At 59.6% G+C, this 19,480-nt stretch carries 20 protein-coding genes; 10 read left to right on the plus strand and 10 right to left on the minus strand.

What is annotated here, in order from left to right:
• Positions 1–109: 109 nt before the first annotated feature.
• Genes hemC through IE061_RS07620 form a run of 4 tightly spaced genes read left to right on the plus strand, consistent with a single transcriptional unit; the run spans position 110 to position 4,488 of the window.
• On the plus strand, positions 110–1,054 hold the full coding sequence (gene hemC / locus IE061_RS07605; protein WP_016915465.1) for a hydroxymethylbilane synthase: 945 nt from the start codon (positions 110–112) through the stop codon (positions 1,052–1,054).
• Entirely contained in the window at positions 1,051–1,803 is a 753-nt protein-coding gene (locus IE061_RS07610; RefSeq protein WP_016915466.1) for a uroporphyrinogen-III synthase, read from the plus strand. The genes hemC and IE061_RS07610 overlap by 4 nt, the downstream gene beginning before the upstream one ends.
• 43 nt (positions 1,804–1,846) lie before the next feature.
• Positions 1,847–3,229 carry a uroporphyrinogen-III C-methyltransferase gene (locus IE061_RS07615; RefSeq protein WP_230478405.1) on the plus strand — a complete coding sequence of 461 codons (1,383 nt, stop codon included), beginning with the start codon at positions 1,847–1,849 and terminating at the stop codon, positions 3,227–3,229.
• A complete protein-coding gene (locus IE061_RS07620; RefSeq protein WP_193461333.1) occupies positions 3,226–4,488 on the plus strand; it encodes a heme biosynthesis HemY N-terminal domain-containing protein in 1,263 nt (420 codons plus the stop codon). Before IE061_RS07615 ends, IE061_RS07620 begins: the two co-directional genes overlap by 4 nt.
• 57 nt (positions 4,489–4,545) lie before the next feature.
• Here IE061_RS07620 and mscL read toward each other — a convergent pair whose 3' ends face one another.
• The 8 genes from mscL to napE all read right to left on the minus strand — a co-directional run bounded on the left by mscL (position 4,546) and on the right by napE (position 10,443).
• Positions 4,546–4,980, minus strand: a complete 435-nt coding sequence (gene mscL, locus IE061_RS07625) for a large conductance mechanosensitive channel protein MscL (RefSeq protein ID WP_308429518.1) — start codon at positions 4,978–4,980, stop codon at positions 4,546–4,548.
• Between the two features lie 169 nt (positions 4,981–5,149).
• On the minus strand, positions 5,150–5,596 hold the full coding sequence (aroQ, locus tag IE061_RS07630) for a type II 3-dehydroquinate dehydratase (RefSeq protein ID WP_081194935.1): 447 nt from the start codon (positions 5,594–5,596) through the stop codon (positions 5,150–5,152).
• 120 nt (positions 5,597–5,716) lie between these two features.
• A complete protein-coding gene (locus IE061_RS07635) occupies positions 5,717–6,379 on the minus strand; it encodes a NapC/NirT family cytochrome c (RefSeq protein ID WP_058577692.1) in 663 nt (220 codons plus the stop codon).
• Positions 6,376–6,861, minus strand: a complete 486-nt coding sequence (locus IE061_RS07640; protein WP_062359248.1) for a nitrate reductase cytochrome c-type subunit — start codon at positions 6,859–6,861, stop codon at positions 6,376–6,378. Before IE061_RS07640 ends, IE061_RS07635 begins: the two co-directional genes overlap by 4 nt.
• Before the next feature lie 20 nt (positions 6,862–6,881).
• Positions 6,882–9,386 carry a nitrate reductase catalytic subunit NapA gene (napA, locus tag IE061_RS07645; RefSeq protein WP_193461334.1) on the minus strand — a complete coding sequence of 835 codons (2,505 nt, stop codon included), beginning with the start codon at positions 9,384–9,386 and terminating at the stop codon, positions 6,882–6,884.
• Complete coding sequence (locus IE061_RS07650; protein ID WP_081194939.1) at positions 9,383–9,670, minus strand: chaperone NapD; 288 nt, start codon at positions 9,668–9,670, stop codon at positions 9,383–9,385. The genes napA and IE061_RS07650 overlap by 4 nt, the downstream gene beginning before the upstream one ends.
• A complete protein-coding gene (locus IE061_RS07655) occupies positions 9,663–10,172 on the minus strand; it encodes a ferredoxin-type protein NapF (protein WP_193461335.1) in 510 nt (169 codons plus the stop codon). Before IE061_RS07655 ends, IE061_RS07650 begins: the two co-directional genes overlap by 8 nt.
• An 88-nt stretch (positions 10,173–10,260) precedes the next feature.
• The gene (napE, locus tag IE061_RS07660) at positions 10,261–10,443 is read right to left on the minus strand and encodes a periplasmic nitrate reductase, NapE protein (RefSeq protein ID WP_058577687.1); all 183 of its coding nucleotides are present in this window, start codon (positions 10,441–10,443) and stop codon (positions 10,261–10,263) included.
• Positions 10,444–10,627: 184 nt separating this feature from the next.
• Here napE and IE061_RS07665 point away from each other — a divergent pair, with 184 nt between their 5' ends.
• On the plus strand, positions 10,628–11,482 hold the full coding sequence (locus tag IE061_RS07665) for a DUF72 domain-containing protein (protein WP_193461336.1): 855 nt from the start codon (positions 10,628–10,630) through the stop codon (positions 11,480–11,482).
• A gap of 140 nt (positions 11,483–11,622) precedes the next feature.
• Complete coding sequence (locus IE061_RS07670) at positions 11,623–12,966, plus strand: sodium-dependent transporter (RefSeq protein ID WP_193461337.1); 1,344 nt, start codon at positions 11,623–11,625, stop codon at positions 12,964–12,966.
• 94 nt (positions 12,967–13,060) lie between these two features.
• Here the strand turns inward: IE061_RS07670 and IE061_RS07675 are convergent, their stop codons facing one another.
• The gene (locus IE061_RS07675; protein ID WP_016915471.1) at positions 13,061–13,279 is read right to left on the minus strand and encodes a PA3496 family putative envelope integrity protein; all 219 of its coding nucleotides are present in this window, start codon (positions 13,277–13,279) and stop codon (positions 13,061–13,063) included.
• A gap of 253 nt (positions 13,280–13,532) precedes the next feature.
• Between IE061_RS07675 and hexR the strand changes: the two genes are divergently transcribed.
• The 3 genes from hexR (at position 13,533) to IE061_RS07690 (ending at position 17,915) form a co-directional block, all read left to right on the plus strand.
• Positions 13,533–14,387, plus strand: a complete 855-nt coding sequence (gene hexR / locus IE061_RS07680; protein ID WP_016915472.1) for a transcriptional regulator HexR — start codon at positions 13,533–13,535, stop codon at positions 14,385–14,387.
• Between the two features lie 115 nt (positions 14,388–14,502).
• A complete protein-coding gene (gene uvrD, locus IE061_RS07685; RefSeq protein WP_016915473.1) occupies positions 14,503–16,701 on the plus strand; it encodes a DNA helicase II in 2,199 nt (732 codons plus the stop codon).
• Between the two features lie 125 nt (positions 16,702–16,826).
• Complete coding sequence (locus tag IE061_RS07690; RefSeq protein ID WP_081195084.1) at positions 16,827–17,915, plus strand: TRAP transporter substrate-binding protein; 1,089 nt, start codon at positions 16,827–16,829, stop codon at positions 17,913–17,915.
• 78 nt (positions 17,916–17,993) lie between these two features.
• Here the strand turns inward: IE061_RS07690 and IE061_RS07695 are convergent, their stop codons facing one another.
• The gene (locus IE061_RS07695; RefSeq protein WP_039178866.1) at positions 17,994–18,407 is read right to left on the minus strand and encodes an acyl-CoA thioesterase; all 414 of its coding nucleotides are present in this window, start codon (positions 18,405–18,407) and stop codon (positions 17,994–17,996) included.
• Between the two features lie 101 nt (positions 18,408–18,508).
• Here IE061_RS07695 and IE061_RS07700 point away from each other — a divergent pair, with 101 nt between their 5' ends.
• On the plus strand, positions 18,509–19,456 hold the full coding sequence (locus IE061_RS07700; protein ID WP_193461338.1) for a PstS family phosphate ABC transporter substrate-binding protein: 948 nt from the start codon (positions 18,509–18,511) through the stop codon (positions 19,454–19,456).
• The last annotated feature ends 24 nt before the right edge of the window (positions 19,457–19,480 follow it).

A 19,480-nucleotide genomic window follows, 5' to 3' on the forward strand; every position in this document is an offset into this window, starting at 1 on the left:
TCGCGCGCGGGTCTTAAATGGACCGGTTATTTTTACTGTGTGGCCGGGTGCTTTATGATGAGAATTATCACAGTTCGACGCGCCGTGTCAGCGGCAAAGGGAGTATAACGTGTTACCCATCACGAAATTGCGCATCGCCACGCGAAAAAGCCAGTTGGCCATGTGGCAAGCCGAATATGTTCGCGACCGCCTGATGGCGGCCCACGATGGTCTGGAGGTCGAGCTTGTTCCGCTGTCCACCAAAGGCGACAAGATCCTCGACACGCCGCTTTCCAAAATCGGCGGTAAAGGATTATTCGTCAAGGAGCTCGAAGACGCCATGCTGGATGGCCGCGCCGATATCGCCGTGCACTCCATGAAGGATGTGCCGATGCACTTCCCTGAAGGGCTGGGGCTGTCGGTCATTCTGGAAGGCGCCGACCCAACCGATGCGTTTGTCTCGAACCATTACGCCAGCGTCGAGGAGCTGCCGGAAGGTGCCCGCATCGGCACCGCCAGCCTGCGCCGGGGCCTGCAACTCCGTGAAGCGCGCCCAGACCTGCAGATTCTCAACCTGCGCGGCAACGTACAAACTCGTCTGGCCAAGCTGGACGACGGCGAGTTCGAAGCCATCATCCTGGCGACCTCAGGCCTGCAGCGCTTGGGGCTGGACGCCCGGATCGCCCAGGCGCTTCCACCGGAAGTATGTTTGCCTGCCTGCGGCCAAGGGGCGCTGGGCATCGAATGCCGCCTGCACGATCCCGACCTGATTGCACTGCTGGCCCCGCTGGATGACCCGGACACCGCCACCCGTGTGCGCGCCGAGCGCGCCATGAATACCCGCCTGGAAGGCGGCTGCCAGGTGCCCATCGCAGGCCACGCCGTACTGGACAAAGCCAATGACACGCTCTGGCTGCGCGGCCTGGTGGGCAACCCGGAAGGCACCGAGGTACTGCGTGCCGAAGGCCGAGGCTCCATTCACGAACCGGAAGCACTGGGCATTCGCATCGCCGAAGAGCTGCTGGATCAGGGGGCTGGTGACATCCTGGCCGAGGTCTACGGCAGCAACGTATGACGCTACCGGTGCTGATTTGTCGCCCCGGTGAACGCGGCGACGCACTAGCCTACGCGCTAGGCGAGCAGGGGTGGGAGGTTGCACCTCTGGACGTCATGCGCCTGGAAGCATTGGCGGAAGATGCGACGCAGCGCCAAATCTGGCTGGATATCGATCAGTACCATAAGATAGTAGTCGTCAGTCCCTTTGCCGCTTACTGTTTGAGTGAAGCGCTGGATCGCTACTGGCCGCAGTTGCCAATCGGCATCGATTATTACAGCGTGGGCCGCAGCACTGCCAGTGCACTGCATGACCAGCTTGGCGTACGAGTGCGTGTTCCCCCGCCCCAGCGGGGAGAAGACACCAGCGAAGCACTCCTGTCGCTGGCCTCGCTGGCCCGCCTGGACCATCAGCGGGTGCTGCTGGTCGCTGGAGAAGGGGGACGCACCCTGCTCGCGGATACGCTGACCGAGCGGGGCGCCTGCGTCACTCGGCTGGCCGTTTATCGGCGCGTATACCAGCCGCCCTCGGCGGCCATGCAGCAGTGTCTGGCAAACGGCCATTACCGAGCGTTAATCGTCACCAGCGGCGAACTACTTGAATATCTGGCAAAATGGTGTGGTCCAGCTGCGTTGAACCAACCGCTAATCGTTTCCAGTCGCCGTTTAGCTACACTGGCCGGTAGACTGGGTTTTTGTGACCTCAAGGTGGCGTCGGGAGCAACGCCGGCTGCGCTGGTGGCCGCGTTGGATCGGTCCTGCAACCCCTAGGGTGCCGATGTCGATCAAGGAACTTAATAAGGGCTAGCGACAGATGAGCAAACAACCAACTGATCAGGAAGGCGTCAACCAGGCGTCTACCGATGCATCCAAGGGCGGCACCCCTGCTGGTGACGCCACCGCCACCCGAGACTCGGGCACCCACGGCTCTTCGTCTTATGCCGCCAAGAACAGCCGTTCACGGCGGCGGCATAAAAACACCAGCAATACGGCAGCGACCCCTGCGGCAACCGCAGCGGCCGACACCCCGAAAGAGAGCGTCGCAGATACCAAACCCACCGCCAAACCGGCAGATGAAAAGCCTGCCAGGCACAGCGGGCCTGCTCCAGCAGGCGGCGGCGCGAAGCCCACGCCGCCGCCCTCCAACAACGGTGGCGGAAACGGCAAGGGTGGCGGCATTGCCATTGCGCTGGTGGTTATCCTGGCACTCGCCCTGGGTATCGTTGCCTGGCAAGGCTGGCAGCGCCTGGATAGCCAGCAGCAGCGCATCGACGAGCTGGCCCAACAGACCCAGGACAGCGCCACACAAGCCTCAGTCAGCGACCTGGAAGCACGTTTAGAGTCCGGTGAAGCCGAGCGCAGTCAGGCGCTGGACAGCACCATGAGCGAACTGCGCAGCGAGCTGGACAGCTACCGCAGCGACGTCAACAGCACCCTGGATGAGGTGCTGGCCCAACTGTCACAAGAGCAGGAAACCGACGAGCGCGACTGGCTACACGCCGAAGCCGCCTACCTGCTGCGTCTGGCGAACCAACGCCTGCAGCTCGAAGGCGATGTGGATGGTGCCGCTGCCCTGCTGCGTACTGCCGATGCTCGCCTGGTCGATGCCGACAACCCGGCACTCACCTCGGTGCGCCGAGAAATCGCCAGCGAGCTGGCCGCACTGGATGCCGTGCCCCGTGTCGACCGTACCGGCATCTATCTGGCGCTCAACGCGCAGCAGGAGCGCATTTCAGGCCTGCGGCTCTCCCAGGAGATCGAGGAGCGTGCCGTGAACTCAGGGATCGAACAGCCGCCGACCGGCACTTTCCAGCGCCAGCTGGCCCGCTTCGGTGAAGAGCTGAAAGACCTCGTGGTCATTCGTCATCACGATGAAGCCCTCGAAACGCTGATCACACCGGAACAAGAGTCCTATCTGCGCCAAAGCCTGCGTCTGGTACTGGAGCAGTCGCAGCTGGCCCTGCTGCAAGAAGAGCAGGAACTGTATGAAGCCAGCCTCGACAAGGCGCTGGAACTGCTGAATGGCTACTACGCCACCGAGCGCGAAGAAACCCAGAGCGTCATCGCGCGTCTGCAGGAGCTCAAGCAGGTTCAGGTCAAGCCCGAGCTGCCGGACATTAGTGCTTCCCAGCAGGCACTGGCCAGCTTCATCGAAAACCGCTTCGAGTCGCGCCGCCAGGACGGAGGTGATGCATGAGAAAACTTATCCTGCTGATCGTTGCAGGCCTGGCGGTTGGCGCACTGTTTGGGCACCTGATGATGTCAGTGCCCGGCTACTGGCTGATTCGAGTGGGCGACACCTCGGTCCAGACGTCGTTCTGGTTCGGTCTGGTACTGCTGCTGGCGGCCTTCATCGTGCTGCACTTCGTGCTGCGCCTGCTGACCGGCATCATTCGTCCCGTGGGGCGCTTTCGCACCTGGAACAGCCGCGCCCGCAACCGCCGCGCCATGAAGCGCACCGTACATGGGCTGGTGGCGCTCACCGAAGGCCGCTGGAAAAAAGCCGAGAAGACCTTGGTACGCGCTGCCGATGACTCCAGCACCCCGCTGGTGAACTACCTGGCAGCCGCCCTGGCGGCCCACTATCAGGGCTACCACGAGAAATCTCAGGAGCACTTGAATCAGGCGCAGCTCACCACCGACGGCGCCGACACCGCCATTGGCCTGATGCAGGCCCAGCTGATGATCGACCGCCAACAGCCCGAAGAAGCGCTGGCGATCCTCAACCGACTGGACAAGCAGCTCTCCAACCATCCTCAAGTGCTGAAACTGCTCAAGCAGGTGCATTTGAGCGTCAACGACTGGGAAGGGCTGCGTCGCCTCATTCCACGCCTGGCCGCGCAGAAGCTGATTAGCCAGCAAGAGCGCGAGCAGCTGGAGTTCAAGGCCTACCGGGAGCTGATTCTGTTCGAAGCCAAGAACCCGTCCAATATCGAACGGGTTCGCGGGCTGTGGGCGGATATGCCCGACTACCTGCGCGGCAATACCGAGCTGATCGTGCTCTACACCGAAGCCCTGCTGCAATCCAACGAAGAACCGATTGCCGAGCGGCTGCTCAATCACTCCCTGGACCATCACTGGGATGCACGCCTGGTCAAGCGCTATGGCCTGCTGAACGTCGACGCCGCGCGCCAGCTGGCCAAGGCGCAGAAATGGCTGCAAGAGCGCCCCAACGACCCGGAACTGCTGCTGGCCTGTGGCCGCCTGTCACTACGGGTTGGCCAGTGGGAAAAGGCCCTTGAGTATTTCGAGGCCAGCCAGCGCCAGCGCCCGAACGGTGAGGTCTGTGCCGAGCTTGCACGCCTGTACGCCAGCCTGGGCGAGCACAACAAGAGCCAGCTCTACTATCGTCACAGCGTGGACATGCTAGCCAAGTCGCTGCCTTCACTGCCACAGCCCAGCGATGCCAGTGACAACACGCAAAGCGATAAGAAAGCGGCGAAAAAGACGGCATAACCGCCTTCTGTAACGCAAAAAGGGTGCCCACGAGCACCCTTTTTTAATAACGCTTCGCTACACGCTCTCGGCAGGCTTCTCTGGGGCCGCCGCCTGTAGCTCAGACGTACAGTGACCACAGCGAATGGCCTTGATTGGCACCACCATAAAACAGTAAGGGCAGGGCTTTTCGGTCGGGTCTGCCGGTGCCACCGCCTCTTCGCGCTTTAAGCGGTTGATGGTACGCACCAGCAAAAACACCACGAACGCGACGATGGAGAAGCTCACCACCGCGTTGATAAACAGCCCCACGTTCAGCGTCACCGCCCCTGCCGCTTGAGCTTCTGCCAAGGTGGCATAGGGCGCTCCCGCCACGCCTTCCCGCAATACGACGAACAGATTCGAAAAATCGATCCCACCCACCAACAGGCCAATCAGCGGATTCATCACGTCTTTGACAAGGCTTTGCACAATCAGCGTAAATGCCCCGCCAATAATGATACCCACCGCCATATCAATCACGTTGCCCTTAAACAGCAAACTCGCGGAATTCCCGAAAAAATTTAACCATACCCCACCTATCCTTACCAAGCCAATGAAACGCCAAGGGCTAAGTTGCCCTGAGAGAAGAATGGGCCAAGGTTAAAAGGGCGGCAAGAGCTAACGGTACAAGGGAGTTATATTATTGATGGGAGGCAGCCATCACTGCCTCTAATGCCGCTTTATATCCCTGCACGCCTAAGCCCGCAATCACGCCGTCTGCCCGTAGCGAGACATAGGAGTGGTGGCGAAACGACTCGCGCTTATGCACGTTAGAGAGATGAACTTCGATGACCTTGCCGTCAAAGGCGTTCAACGCATCGAGAATCGCTACCGAGGTATGAGTATAGGCCGCCGGATTGATAATGATGGCCTGCGTGCCATCTACCCTCGCTGCGTGAATGGCGTCGATGAGCGCACCTTCATGGTTACTTTGCAGGCAGCTGATCTCCCAGCCTGCCATTACCGCTTTTTCGCGCAGCAGGTTATTCACGTCGTCTAACGTTTCGTACCCGTATATTTCGGGCTGGCGAGTGCCCAGCAAATTTAGGTTGGGGCCATGAAGCACCACTACTTTTCCCTGACTCATTCTCTTTTCCACCCAGCACGTTGGCGTATGAATTAACGATACTGCCTGTTCTATCACTTAACCCGCGCACTGCGCCAGCGCCCGTTCAAGCAAGGCGTGCTGGCGCTGGGTAAAAAGCCGCTACTGCTCGGCGTAGACACCGCTTTCTAGCTCTAAATGCGCAGCCCAGGAAACGATATCAGACATGCCTAACGTGGCGGCACCTATATGGGGGCTCATATCCGGCAGCTCGTGGGCGATGCCTTTGTGGCAATCGATACAGGTCGACTCACCCGAAGCAAGGTTGGTGGAGTGAGCGCGAGCAGCACGCGTGCTCTGCAGAGTGAAATCCATCGAGTCGAATTCGTGGCAGTTGCGGCACTCAAGCGAATCATTGGCCTGGAGCCGCGCCCATTCACGCTCGGCAAGCTCGCGGCGCTTTGCCTCGAACTGCTCTTCGGTGCGTATCGTGCCAAATACCCAGCCCCACACCTCTTTAGAAGCCTCCATTTTACGCGCTACTTTGTGCGTCCAGCCATGAGGAACGTGGCAATCCGAGCACGTCGCCCGCACCCCAGAGCGATTGGTGTAGTGAATGGTGGTTTTGAGCTCCTGCATCGGGTTGCGCTCCATTTCATGGCAGGAGGTGCAAAACTGCTCGGTGTTGGTTACTTCCATGGCCGTGTTAAAACCGCCCCAGAAGATAATGCCGGCGATAAAACCGCCTAGGGTTAAAAACCCTAGGCTGTAGTGAACACTCGGGCGGCTTAAAATACGCCAGTAGCGGGTGAAAAAGCGTTTCATTGCCCACCCTCCTGGCGCTCACGTAGCGCCTCGGTCATTACCTCTTCCACGGACTGAAAGCGATTGGGAACCAGCGGTTCGGCATCGGTTTTAGGCACGTGGCACTGGGTGCAGAAGTAACGGTCCGGCGATACGGCGGCCAACACCTGCTTATGGCGATCCATAAAGTGGGTAATGCTCACCATCGGCGCGCCCGCACTGACGGCCTGTTCACGGCTATGGCAGTTTAAGCATTGGTTAACGCGCATATCGACTTGATAATCGCGGATTGAGTGCGGAATCACCGGCGGTTGCTCTGGGTAATTGCGCACTTCACGGCCGCTATCCCGCGGCTCGCCGGCGATAGGCGCTGCGGGCTGGGTCTGGCTAATGGTGCCACCAGGGCGCAAGCCATCCGGAGCCGAGGCATCGCGTGTTTCATCTGCACTGACCGTGCTTCCCAGCAAAGCCATGAATAAACAGAGAGGAAAAAGCCATTTCATGATTGTTCTCCTTAGTCTGTTTACGCCAGATTGACGAGATCAAGGCGCACCGCGCACTTCTTGAAATCGGTCTGTTTGGAAATGGGATCAGTTGCATCCAGCGTGACCTTATTGATCAAGTAGGAGGCATCAAAAAAGGGCACGTACACCAAGCCGCGGGGCGGTTTAACCCGCCCACGGGTTTCTACCCGCAGGTTCACATCGCCACGCCGGCTGGCCACTTTAACCTCGCTTCCCCGCCGGAACCCTTCGGCTCGGGCATCTTCTGGGTGCATATACAACAGCGCGGCAGGCACTGCCCGGTGCAGTTCCGGCACGCGGCGGGTCATGGAGCCGGTGTGCCAATGCTCCAACACGCGCCCGGTGCAGAGCCAATAAGGGAAGTCGGCGTCAGGGGCCTCGGGGGGTGGCTCGTCCGGTACGGCGAAAATTAACGCGCGATTATCCGGCTTCGCGTAGAACTGCCAGCCGCTACCGGGCTCTACATAAGGATCAAGCCCTTCTCGATAGCGCCATAGGGTTTCCTTGCCATCCACCACCGGCCAGCGCTTGCCCCGGCTGGCGTGGTAAGCGTCGAAGTGGTCCAAGTCTTTGCCTTTGCCACGGCCAAAGCGGGCGTACTCTTCAAACAGCCCTTTTTGGATATAGAAGCCAAAATCGTCTGCCTCGGCGTTGGCGTAGCCCTCTTCCATATCGGAGGTGGGGAACTGGTCGACCTGCCCATTGGCGAACAGTAAATCAAACAGGGTTTTATCACGCATCTCTGGGGCGGCTTCCAGCAGTTCCTCTGGCCAGACGTCTGCCACGCGGATGCGCTGGGAGAGCGCCACGGTCTGCCATAAATCCGAGCGCGCCTCGCCGGGGGCATTGACCAACTGATGGAAAAACTGAGTGCGCCGCTCGGAGTTACCAAAGGCGCCCTCCTTTTCTACCCAGGACGCCGCAGGCAAAATCAGATCCGCCGACTGTGCTGAAACGGTGGGGTAGATATCCGAGACCACCACAAAGGCTTCGGGGTTGCGCCAACCAGGCAAAATCTCCTGCATAACGTTGGGCCCGGCCTGCATATTGTTGGTCACCTGGGTCCAGTAGACCTTAATGTCACCGTCCTTGAGGCGGCGACTTTGGGCTACCGCATCAAAGCCCACCCACGAAGGGATAGTGCCCTCAGGGAGTTTCCAGATCTCCTCCGCATCACGGCGATGCTCGGGGTTGGTGACCACGCGGTCGGCAGGCAGGCGGTGAGCAAAGGTGCCCACCTCTCGCGCCGTGCCACAGGCAGACGGCTGGCCAGTGAGGGAGAAAGGACTGTTGCCCGGCTCTGAAATTTTGCCGGTGAGCAGGTGGAGGTTGTAAATCAGATTGTTGATCCACACCCCGCGGGTATGCTGATTGACCCCCATGGTCCAGAAGGTCATCACCTTCTTATCAGGGTTAGCATAAAGCTCCGCCAGGGCTTCAAGGCGACTTTCAGAGACGCCGGACTCTCGCGCGGCTCGCTCTAAAGTATAGGGCGCAACATAGTCGGCGAACTCCTCGAAGCTCATATCCGTCCAGCTATTGGCGTTATCGGCGTTCTTCGCCGCCTGTTGCAGTGGGTGCTCGTCGCGCAGGCCATAGCCGATATCATCGGTGCCGAGCGCAAAGTTGACATGCTTATCAACGAATGATCGGTTTACCCGGTCGGTCTGAATAATATGGTTGGCGATGTAGTTAAGGATCACGATATCCGCATTGGGCGACATAATCATGGGGATATCGGCCAACTCAAAGCTGCGGTGCTCAAAAGTCGACAGCACGGCAACCTGGGTGTCCGGGAAAGAGAGCCTACGGTCGGTCACGCGGGTCCAGAGCACCGGGTGCATCTCAGCCATGTTAGAGCCCCACAGCACAAAGGCATCTGCATGTTCAATATCGTCGTACACGCCCATGGGCTCATCCGAGCCGAAGGTGCGCATAAAGCCGAATACCGCCGAGGCCATACAGTGGCGGGCGTTGGGGTCGATATTGTTTGAGCGCAGCCCCGCTTTAAATAGCTTACTGGCCGCGTAGCCTTCCCAGATGGTCCACTGACCGGAACCAAACAGCGCAATGCTCTCCGGGCCATGTTCACGAATGGCGCTGGTAAATTTTTCTGCCATGAGGTCGAGCGCCTCATCCCATGAGACCGGCTCAAAGTCACCATCTTTAGCATATTGACCGTTGCGCTTACGCAGTAGCGGCTGGGTTAAGCGATCCTCCCCATAGAGAATTTTGGAAAGAAAATAGCCTTTAACACAGTTAAGCCCCCGGTTCACTTCGGACTGGTTATCACCGTGAGTCGCCACGATTTGGCCGTTATAGGTGCCAACCATGACGCTACAGCCGACACCGCAAAAACGGCAAGGTGCTTTATCCCACTGCAAGCGGTTCAGATCAGCATGGGTAATTAGATTGCTGGCGCCGGCGGGAATCGACATCCCCGCCGTAGCAGCGGCCACCGCTGCGGCGTTCGCCTTTACAAACTCTCGGCGTGTTAGTTTCATTGCTCCCCCTCCTGTACGTGCGGCTCATCCGCTGACAGAGCATCAACGACTTCGTGATAAACAAAGGCGGCGTCAATGACCCCAGGCTGCTCGCGTACGTGATCCATTAAAGCCAATAGTTGTTGTTCGTCAGTATGTTCGGCGACGACCACGAGCTTTCCAGCCGCGTCTTCGCCCATCACTTCGCCAACGCTATGTTGGGTAATCCACTCCGCTGTCTGCTTCAGCGCCTCGGGCCGCGCATGAACGATAAAGCTAATGATGTGCAGCAGTTGATCAGCCATAGACGGTATCTTTTGTTATCAGTGAGATTGCCTGGTTAGGGCAGGCGGAGTAGCAAGCACCACAGCCGGTGCAGCTTTCTAAGTGGATCTCAGGTTGCGGTGGCCGACCACCGGGGCGCAGCGGAAAGCGAATTACGTTCCACTCGCAGGCGTCCTGGCAGCTTTGGCAATGGATACTCGCCAGTGCCAAGCAGTGCGGCTGAACTTCAGCTTGCCAAGCAAAGGCTTCGCTAACGCTACCGCCGCGCTCTATCGCCTGTGGCGCGCATACCGTTGCGCAGTCACCGCACAGTGAGCAGCCCGCTTGGGCAAAGCTAAGCTCGGGATAGCCACCGCCACCGCGGCTCAAAATGCCTTCCGGGCACGCATCAATACAGGCGTTGCAGCCGGTGCACAGGTCGAGAAAGGAAGCTCTGCTCCAGGGCGGCCGACGCACATCATCACGCCCTGACAAGCGGCGAAAAAGATTGCGCCGATTATTATTGTTATCCGTGCGCGTCATGAGCATTCCTGCGTTAAAAGAATGTTAACCACTTTATTTAGCAGCGGTTAACACCTTTAAAGTGATCAGATAGAAGCTTGTGACACTGCTATAGCGGCGGGCCAGGGGGGCCTGCAAACATTTGATACATCCACACCAAAAAGCCATAGCCCCCCACCACCGCTACGGCCAAAATGGGAAAGAGCAACACGACAATAAACAGAAAAAGCCCTCGTTCTTGACGCTTGAGGGGCGCTTCCTCTTCTATTATTGGATGAGATTTTTTTGACATAGATAACTCCACAGGGGAAGAACACACCGCTGTAGATGTGTATTAAAATAGTTATATTTAGAGCGTAGCAACTAAGCCCTGATTTGTCACTTGATCTAGATCAATTTTTCCAAGTTCGTCACTATATCGTTTGGTACTAGGACTTAATACCGACGAAGGCCTTCCTTATGCAGATTCACCCCTCATGACGCTTCCGCTTTATGTTGGCCTGCCCATGTGGGCCAATCAGGATTGGCAAGGCAGCCTCTATCCTCGCCAGGCCAAAACCGAGCTGCTCAGCGACTATGCGGCGGTGTTTTCCAGCGTCGAGGGCAACACGACGTTTTACAGTGGCACGCCCAAACCCGATGTCATCGCCGCCTGGGCGCGCCAGGCGCCGCCGCATTTTCGCTTCTGTTTCAAGCTGCCAGGCCACATTACCCACGACCAGCGCCTGACCCAACCTGGGGATGCTTGGGCGTTTCTGGACGTGCTGACGCCCCTGCACGACCGGCTAGGCCCTACCATGGTGCAGCTACCCAGAGACTTTGGCCCTGCCGAACTCCCCAAACTGGAAGCCCTGCTCGCCCAGTGGCCAGCGCACTTGCCCTGTGCGGTAGAGGTTCGCCACCCTGTTTTTTTCCACAAAGGTGACGCAGAGAGGGTCTTGAACCGCCTGTTGATAACTTATTCAGTCAACCGAGTCATGCTGGATGTGCGCCCGGTATTCTCTACGCCGCATGAAGGGCACGCTGGGCTGGCCCACGCCCAGCAGGAGAAGCCGAAACTCCCGCTACACGTGCTTTCCACTGGTCAACAACCCATCATTCGCTTCATTGGACATATTGACAAAGCGATCAACACACGCTACTTCACGCCCTGGATAGAGCAGCTCATCCTGTGGATAAAACAGGGGAAAACCCCTTTCTTATTTGTGCATACTGCAGACAACCGTGAGTCTCCCCAGATGGCTCGTCACCTCTATCGCCTGGTGCAGGCCAAGGCGGCTTTGGCGGACCTGACGCCCTTCGCCGAGGAAAAGCAGAGCCAGCTGTTTTAGGCTGGCTCACTGGCAAGCCTACCCTTGATCGGATAAATTGCGCGTTCTTTCGGAAAAGCACGCTGGCAATCTCTTTTTTCCGAACATCGGTGCAATCTGCCGATATCGACCCATTACAATCGAACTGAAACAGGTGATTTATGGCAAAACTTGCGCATGCACAGTGGTCATCTCGCATGGGCTTTGTGCTGGCCGCGGCGGGCTCCGCCGTTGGCCTGGGCAATATCTGGCGTTTCTCGTACATGGTGGGTGACAGCGGTGGCGCCGCCTTCGTACTGGTCTATCTGGCCTGTGTGGCACTGGTCGGCCTGCCCATTCTGGTCGCCGAGTGGATGATTGGCCGTCGCGGTCAGAAGAACCCCATCAACACCATGGCCGAACTGGCCGCCAACCACGGCCGCTCGAAAGCGTGGGCGCTGGTGGGTGTCAGCGGCGTCCTGGCTGCCTTTCTGATTCTCTCGTTCTACAGCGTCATCGGCGGCTGGTCGCTGAACTATACGCTGGGCTCGGTGCTCGGTAGCTTCAACGGTCTGGATGCCGACAGTATTGGCAACATCTTCAGCGGCATGCTAGGCAGCCCCTCGGCCCTGCTGCTGTGGCATACGGCGTTCATGGTATTGGTCGTCGGTATCGTGGCACGCGGAGTCACCAAAGGCCTGGAAAGCGCAGCGCGCATCATGATGCCTACTCTGGTGGTGTTGATGCTGGTGCTGGTAGGTTACGGCATGACCAGCGGCTACTTTGGTGAGACCCTGAGCTTCATGTTCAGCCCTGACTGGGATGCTCTCGATGGCGGTGTCGTACTGGCGGCCATGGGCCAGGCGTTCTTCACGCTGTCGCTGGGCATGGGGATCATGATGGCCTACGGCTCGTACCTGGGCGAAGACGTCAACCTGATCAGCACCGCGCGAACGGTCATCCTGCTGGATACCGCCATCGCCCTGCTAGCGGGCCTGGCCATCTTCCCCATCGTCTTTGCCAACGGCCTGAGTGCCGGCGAAGGCCCCGGCCTGATCTTTGTCACCCTGCCCCTGGCGTTTGGCAACATGACCGGCGGCACCATTCTGGGCCTGATGTTCTTCCTGCTGCTGACCTTTGCCGCCCTGACGTCGGCCATTTCACTGCTGGAACCAGTGGTGGAAACCCTGGAAGAGCGCACGTCGATGTCACGTATCGTGGCCACATTGGTCAGCGGCGTGGCGGTATGGGCGCTGGGGGTTGCGGCACTGCTGTCGTTCAACGTGTGGGCGGACGTGCTGTTCTTTGGGCTGAACATCTTCGACCTGCTGGATACCTTCACCAGCAAGATCCTGCTGCCATTGACCGGCCTGGGTGCGATCGTGTTCTTCGCCTTCTGCCTGGACAAAGAAGAAGCGCGCAAGGAGCTGAGGCTGGATGTCTACGACTACAGCCTGTGGAACCTGCTGGCCAAGTACGTTGCCCCTATCGGGGTCACGGTGGTTTTCCTGGCAGGCCTGTTCTGACTCGCCGCTAGGTCGGTAAGCTTACCCAATAGAGAAGGCGTTACCTTGGCGTAACGCTTTCTCGCCTTCCTTCGCCAGCCTCTTCTTCGGCTGGCTAGTGCAGTTCGCTCTCTTGCGGGTCGTCATCGTCTGGCAAGGGAGCGATATCCCGTGACAGCTTCTGGAATTCACGGTGCAGCTCGATGCCCCGACGCGCTCTCAGGCTGCGTTGGGCGGCGCTGCGCCGACGTTGGGCATGCTCATCGACCTCCATACTCATGAATATGTCGAGCAATTCGCTTTTTACCGAGGTCATTCGTTCGACGTTTCTCATAATCGACGCTCCTCCAGGTGAGTTGCCTACGTCCACCTGCATCCGTGACGACTGATTTTTAAATGATGCAGTGCGGCACGTCACTTCTTACTATAACCTACTTGACAAAATGATGACGATTCTTGAAGAAATGGGTTAACGCCTTTTAAACGGCAGTACTCTCGTGAAGGACGCTGCCCCCGATGCAACACTCAGGCATACTGTGGCCTCTTTATGGCCGCACAAGCACGATCAAGAATTTAAGGAGCTGAACGTGAGCCGCGCCCTATTCGATGAAATGAGACGCCGCATGGAGCATTTCCGTCGCTCCGAACAAAAGGTCGCGCGGTTCGTGCTGCGCAACCCCGATGAAGTCATTCACATGCGCATCGTGGACCTGGCCACCGAAGCAAAGGTGAGCGAGCCCACGGTGGTGCGCTTCTGCCGTGCGCTGGGCTGCAACGGCTTTCAGGATTTCAAGCTGCAGCTGGCCCAGATGCTGGCCAGCGGAAGCCAGTTCGCGCAGTTCTCGATGAACGACAGCGACTCGGTGGCCGAATTCTCCCACAGCATTTTCGACTCCACCGTGGGCACGCTGCTGTCGGTGCGCGACCGACTCGATAACGACGCGCTGGGCAAGGCCGTCAATGCACTGGCCATGGCCAATCGCGTCGAGTTCTACGGCTTTGGCGCCTCCGGCGCGGTGGCCTTCGATGCCCAGCACAAGTTTTTCCGCCTGCAGATCTCGACCTCTGCCTATGCCGACCCGCACATGCAGAACATGTCGGCGGTGACCCTGCAAGAGGGCGACGTGGTGGTCGCCATCTCGCAGACAGGCCGTACCCGCGCGCTGGTGGCCAGCGTTCGCCTGGCCCGCGAAGCAGGCGCCACCGTGATCGGCCTGTGTCCCAGCGAATCGCCGCTGGCCCAGGAGGTCAGCCTGCCGCTGTTCATCGACGTGCATGAAGACACCGAGATCTACACCCCGCTCAGCTCGCGTATTGCCCACCTGGTGCTGATCGACGTACTGGCGGTGGGCGTGGCCAAGACCCGAGGCCCCAAGCTGGCCGAACAGTTGAAAGCGGTGAAGAAGAGCCTGACCACGCTGCGCTACCCGGAAGAGTCCTGAGCAACGGTTCTGATAAAGAGTCCTGAGCCAGCGTCCTGAAGACATGCTGTATGCACAGCCAGTGTGCTGGCTGTGCTAGACTGGTCGCCCCTTTTTTGAACCGGCAGCGGCTTATATGGACGACGTCACAGCGATACTCGATCATCTCAACCCGGCCCAGCGGGAAGCCGTCAGTGCGCCCCAGGGCAATCTTCTGGTACTGGCCGGCGCCGGTTCCGGCAAAACGCGTGTGCTGGTACACCGCATTGCCTGGCTGATGCAGGCCGAAGGGCTTTCCCCTTATGCGCTGCTGGCCGTCACGTTTACCAACAAGGCCGCCCGCGAAATGCGCACGCGTCTGGAAGCCCTGCTGGGCATCTCCATGCGCCATGTCTGGGTGGGTACCTTTCACTCGATCTCGCACCGGCTACTGCGCACCCATTGGCAGGATGCCCGTCTGCCCCAGCACTTTCAGATCATCGACTCCGACGATCAACTGCGACTAATCAAGCGGCTGCTGAAAGATTACTCGATTGACGATGAGCGCTTCCCGCCACGCCAGGTGCAGGGGTTCATTTCTGGTTGCAAGGAAGAGGGCCTGCGACCCCATCAGGTGAACGTCAATGGCGATGCGTACCTCGCCCAGATGGTCGAGCTCTACGAGCGCTACCAGTTCACCTGCGAGCGAGGCGGGCTGGTGGATTTCGGTGAGCTGCTGCTGCGCAGCCTGGAGCTGTTGCGCGACAACCCGCCGCTGCTGAACCACTATCGCGAGCGCTTTGGCCATGTGCTGGTGGACGAGTTTCAGGATACCAACACCCTGCAGTACGCCTGGCTCAAACTGCTCACCGGCCAGCAGACCCCGATGACCGCCGTGGGCGATGACGACCAGTCCATTTACGGTTGGCGGGGCGCCAAGGTCGAGAACATTCGCCGCTTCGAAGAAGAGTTTCCCAACACCCATACCGTGCGCCTGGAGCAGAACTACCGCTCCACCAGCGCGATTCTGGAAGCGGCCAATACGCTGATCAGCCACAACAGCGAGCGTCTCGGCAAAAACCTATGGACCGATGGCGCCGAAGGCGAGCCTATCTCGGTGTATGCGGGGTTCAACGACCTCGAGGAAGCCCGCTATATCGTCGATACCATCAAGGAGAAGGTCAACGAAGGCTTCAACCGCCGGGACGTGGCCATCCTCTACCGCTCCAACGCCCAGTCGCGCCTGCTGGAAGAGACACTGATTCGCCAAGGCATGCCCTATCGTATCTACGGCGGCCACCGCTTTTATGAGCGGCTGGAAATCAAGAACGCCCTGGCCTACCTGCGCTTGCTGCTCAACCGTGATGACGATGCCTCCTTGGAGCGCGTCATCAACGTGCCTACCCGTGGCATCGGCACGCGCACCGTGGAAATCGTCCGCCATCACGCCCGGGAGCAGAGCGTATCGCTGTGGCAAGCGCTGCACGATGCGATCCAGGACGGCACCTTGAAAGGCCGCGCAGGCAACGCCGTGCAGGCCTTTACCAACCTGATCGAACAGCTGGACAACGACACGTCCGGGCTGCCGCTCCACGAGATCATCGACCACGTCACGGCACGCACCGGGCTGATCGAACACCATCAAAGCGAGCGCGGTGAAAAAGGCCAGGCTCGGGTCGAGAACCTGGAAGAGCTGGTCAACGCGGCCCGGGCCTTTACCCATGGCGATGCCTTCGAGACCCCGGAAGCCGGAGAAGGCATGGCCGCGCTGGAAGCCTTCCTTTCGGAAGCCGCCCTCAACGCAGGCGACCATGAAGCCGAGGAGTTCGAAGACAGCGTGCAGCTGATGACCCTGCACTCGGCCAAGGGGCTGGAGTTTCCGGTGGTGTTCATTGCCGGGGTGGAAGAGGGGCTGTTTCCCCACAAGATGTCCGTGGAGGAGCCAGGCCGCCTGGAGGAGGAGCGCCGCCTGTGCTACGTGGGCGTGACGCGCGCCATGCAGAAGCTCTACCTGACCCATGCCGAGACTCGCCGACTGCACGGCAAAGAGGTGTTTCCCCGCCCCTCCCGGTTTCTTCGTGAGCTGCCGCCTCACCTGCTGGAAGAAGTGCGTCTGCGCGGCCATGTCTCGCGCCCCGTGACCGCTTCACGGCCCAGCTTTGCCCAATCCAGCATCGAAAGCGACGGCGACCTGCCCGCCCTGCATGTCGGCCAGCGGGTGGGCCACCCGGTGTTCGGCGAAGGCATCATCCTGAACGCCGAAGGCGAAGGCGCTCGGGCACGGGTACAGGTGAGCTTTGACGGCGAAGGCGTGAAGTGGCTGGTACTCGGGTTTGCCAAGCTCTCCCCCCTATAACCCGTTGACCCGCCAGCAAGCGTGGGCACTTGCCCAATAAAACCTGCTTGGCGCATACTGGCAAGCGGACACTGCGCTCACTGCGCTTATAAAAAACATCCAATAATTTCGGAGTCATGCCCGCCATGCAACGCCGTCAATTCCTGAAAACCGCCGGCCTGGGTGCCGCCGGTGTCGCTGCTGCACCGTTCGTATCGACTGCCAGCGCCAGTGAAACCTATACCTGGGACATGGTGACTTCATGGCCCAAGAATTTCCCGGCTCTGGGCACCGGCGCCAATGACTTTGCTCGCCGTGTGGAAGAACTTTCCAACGGCCGTATGCGTATTCGGGTCCATGGCGCAGGCGAGCTGGTGCCTGCGCTGGAAGTCTTCGATGCCGTCGCCGCCGGCACCGCCGAGATGGGCCATTCCGCCTCTTACTACTGGCGTGGCAAAGTGGCCGCCTCCCAGTTCTTCACGGCGGTGCCGTTTGGCATGAACACCACCGAAATGAATGCCTGGTTGTACCATGGCGGTGGCCAGGAGCTGTGGGACGAGATCTACGCCAACCACAACCTCAAGCCCTTTGCCGTCGGCAACACCGGCACTCAGATGGCAGGCTGGTTCAAGAAAGAGATCAATTCGCTGGCCGACATGCAGGGCATTCGCCTGCGCCTGCCAGGCCTGGCCGGTGAAGCCATGAACGGTATCGGTGTCACCACCGTGAACATGCCGGGCTCCGAAATCTTCACTTCGCTGCAAACCGGTGTTCTGGATGCCGCCGACTGGGTAGGCCCCTACAACGACATGGCCTTCGGCCTGCATCAGGTGGCCGACTACTACTACACGTCGGTATGGAACGAGCCCACAGCGGCGCTGGAAGGCACCATCAACCTGGACGCCTGGAATGCCCTGCCGGAAGACCTGCAGGACGTGATTCGCGAAGCGGCACGTGCATCCAACCTGGCCATGATCAGCGAGTTCGCCTACCGCAACGCCCAGGCGCTCAAGACACTGGTCGACGAGCACGGCGTGCAGCTGCGCACCTTCCCGGATGACGTCATGGCCGCGCTGTACGAGTCCTCCAAAGAAGCCATTCAGCGCCAGGTCGATGGCGACGAAGAGTCGCGTCGCGTGTGGGAATCCTACTCGGCCTTCCAGAGCGTGCTGCGCCCCTTCAGTGACGTAGGCGAGTATGCCTACCTGAAGAGCCGCGACAGCGTGGGTGCCTGATCACCTTCGACTCAAAAGGGCGCCTCGGCGCCCTTTTTGTTATGACGCCTTTGTTATGACGACGGTGTCATGGCCACATCAGCTGTGAACCGCTCTGATCCGACCATTATCATCCAGCGCCACCATGACGAAACGCGCTTCAGTGACTTTCTGGCGCTCTTCGATGTGTCGGCCATGGGGAGGACGCACCCAGACCTCCACGTCGATACGGATCGAGCTATGGCCAATATCCTGCACCTGGGTGTATACACTGACCATGGAGCCCACGCGCACCGGGCTTAGAAAATCCATGGCTTCGATGGCGACCGTGGCAGTACGCCCGCCTGCCTCTCGGCCAGCGGCCAGTTCGGCGGCCTGGTCCATATGATTCACCAGCCAGCCGCCGGGAATGTCCCCGTAGAGGTTGGTATCCTGACGAGAAGCCAGTAATTTTAACGTGAGCTGCCCTTTAGGGGCGGGAGCATCGTCCACATCGGAATCCAGTGGTGTCATGAGGTCGTCGCTTTGCAAGGTTATTGTTGTGGTCGGGCCTGGCGCCTGTTGCTGCACTGCAACAACAGACTGGCACCAGTTAATCACAAGAGGAACAGCGTTTGAAGAGCGACAGTGTACAGCGATGGAGACCTTACCGCCTACTGCTGGCAAGCTGGCTATGCTGCTGCAGCGCCTTTGCCTGGGCGCAGCCAGCGCCCATCAGCGGCACGCTGGGCACCGTGGGCTCGGACACCATGGCCGGGCTGATGCTGCGCTGGGGTGAAGCCTTGAATGCGCGCTACCCCGATATCACTCTGCAATTTCAGGCGGGGGGGTCGGCCAGCGCCCCCACGGCTCTGGTGGCAGGCACCACCCGCATCGGGCCCATGTCACGGGCCATGACCGAACGCGAGCGCCAGCAGTTCATCCAGCGTTATGGCTACCCGCCGCTGCAACTCAGCGTCGCCCGCGATGCCCTGGTGCTGGTGGTACATCGTCATAACCCGCTGGAAGCCCTGTCACTGGTGCAGCTAGATGCCATCTTCTCTACCACCCTCGCCTGTGGTGCCGATGCGCCCCTGCAGCGGTGGGAAGCGCTGCTGCCCTCCACGGATTGGCCTTACGGGCACATTGCCCTGCACGGCAGAACCCTGGCCTCCGGCACCCAGGGGCTGTTCCAGCAGCGCGCCTTGTGCGGCGGGCAGTTTCGCCGCGATATCAGCGAACATCCCGGTGCGGCAGCGGTGATTGCCGCCGTGGGGGAGTCGCCCAACGCCATGGGCTATGCCGGATACAACCACCTGACGCCCATGGTGCGCGCCGTGGCGCTGGCCGATGAGCAAGGCAACCCGGTAGAGCCCAGCGTGGCGAATATTCAAAAGGCCACCTATCCACTCTCCAGAACGCTGTATCTCTACGTCAACTTGCCCCCCGGCGAAGCGCTCCCGGCGGCCGAGCAAGCCTTTCTGGAGTTGGTCTTTTCAGCCGAAGGGCAGCAGATCGTGCAGGCGGCAGGCTTCGTGGCGCTTCCCGACCACCTGCGCAGCAGCCAAGCGTTGGATGAATAAACTGTCATCCAATTGTCACAAACA

The sequence above is a fragment of the Vreelandella hamiltonii genome, assembly GCF_014651795.1.
In the GTDB taxonomy this organism is placed as follows: domain Bacteria; phylum Pseudomonadota; class Gammaproteobacteria; order Pseudomonadales; family Halomonadaceae; genus Vreelandella; species Vreelandella hamiltonii.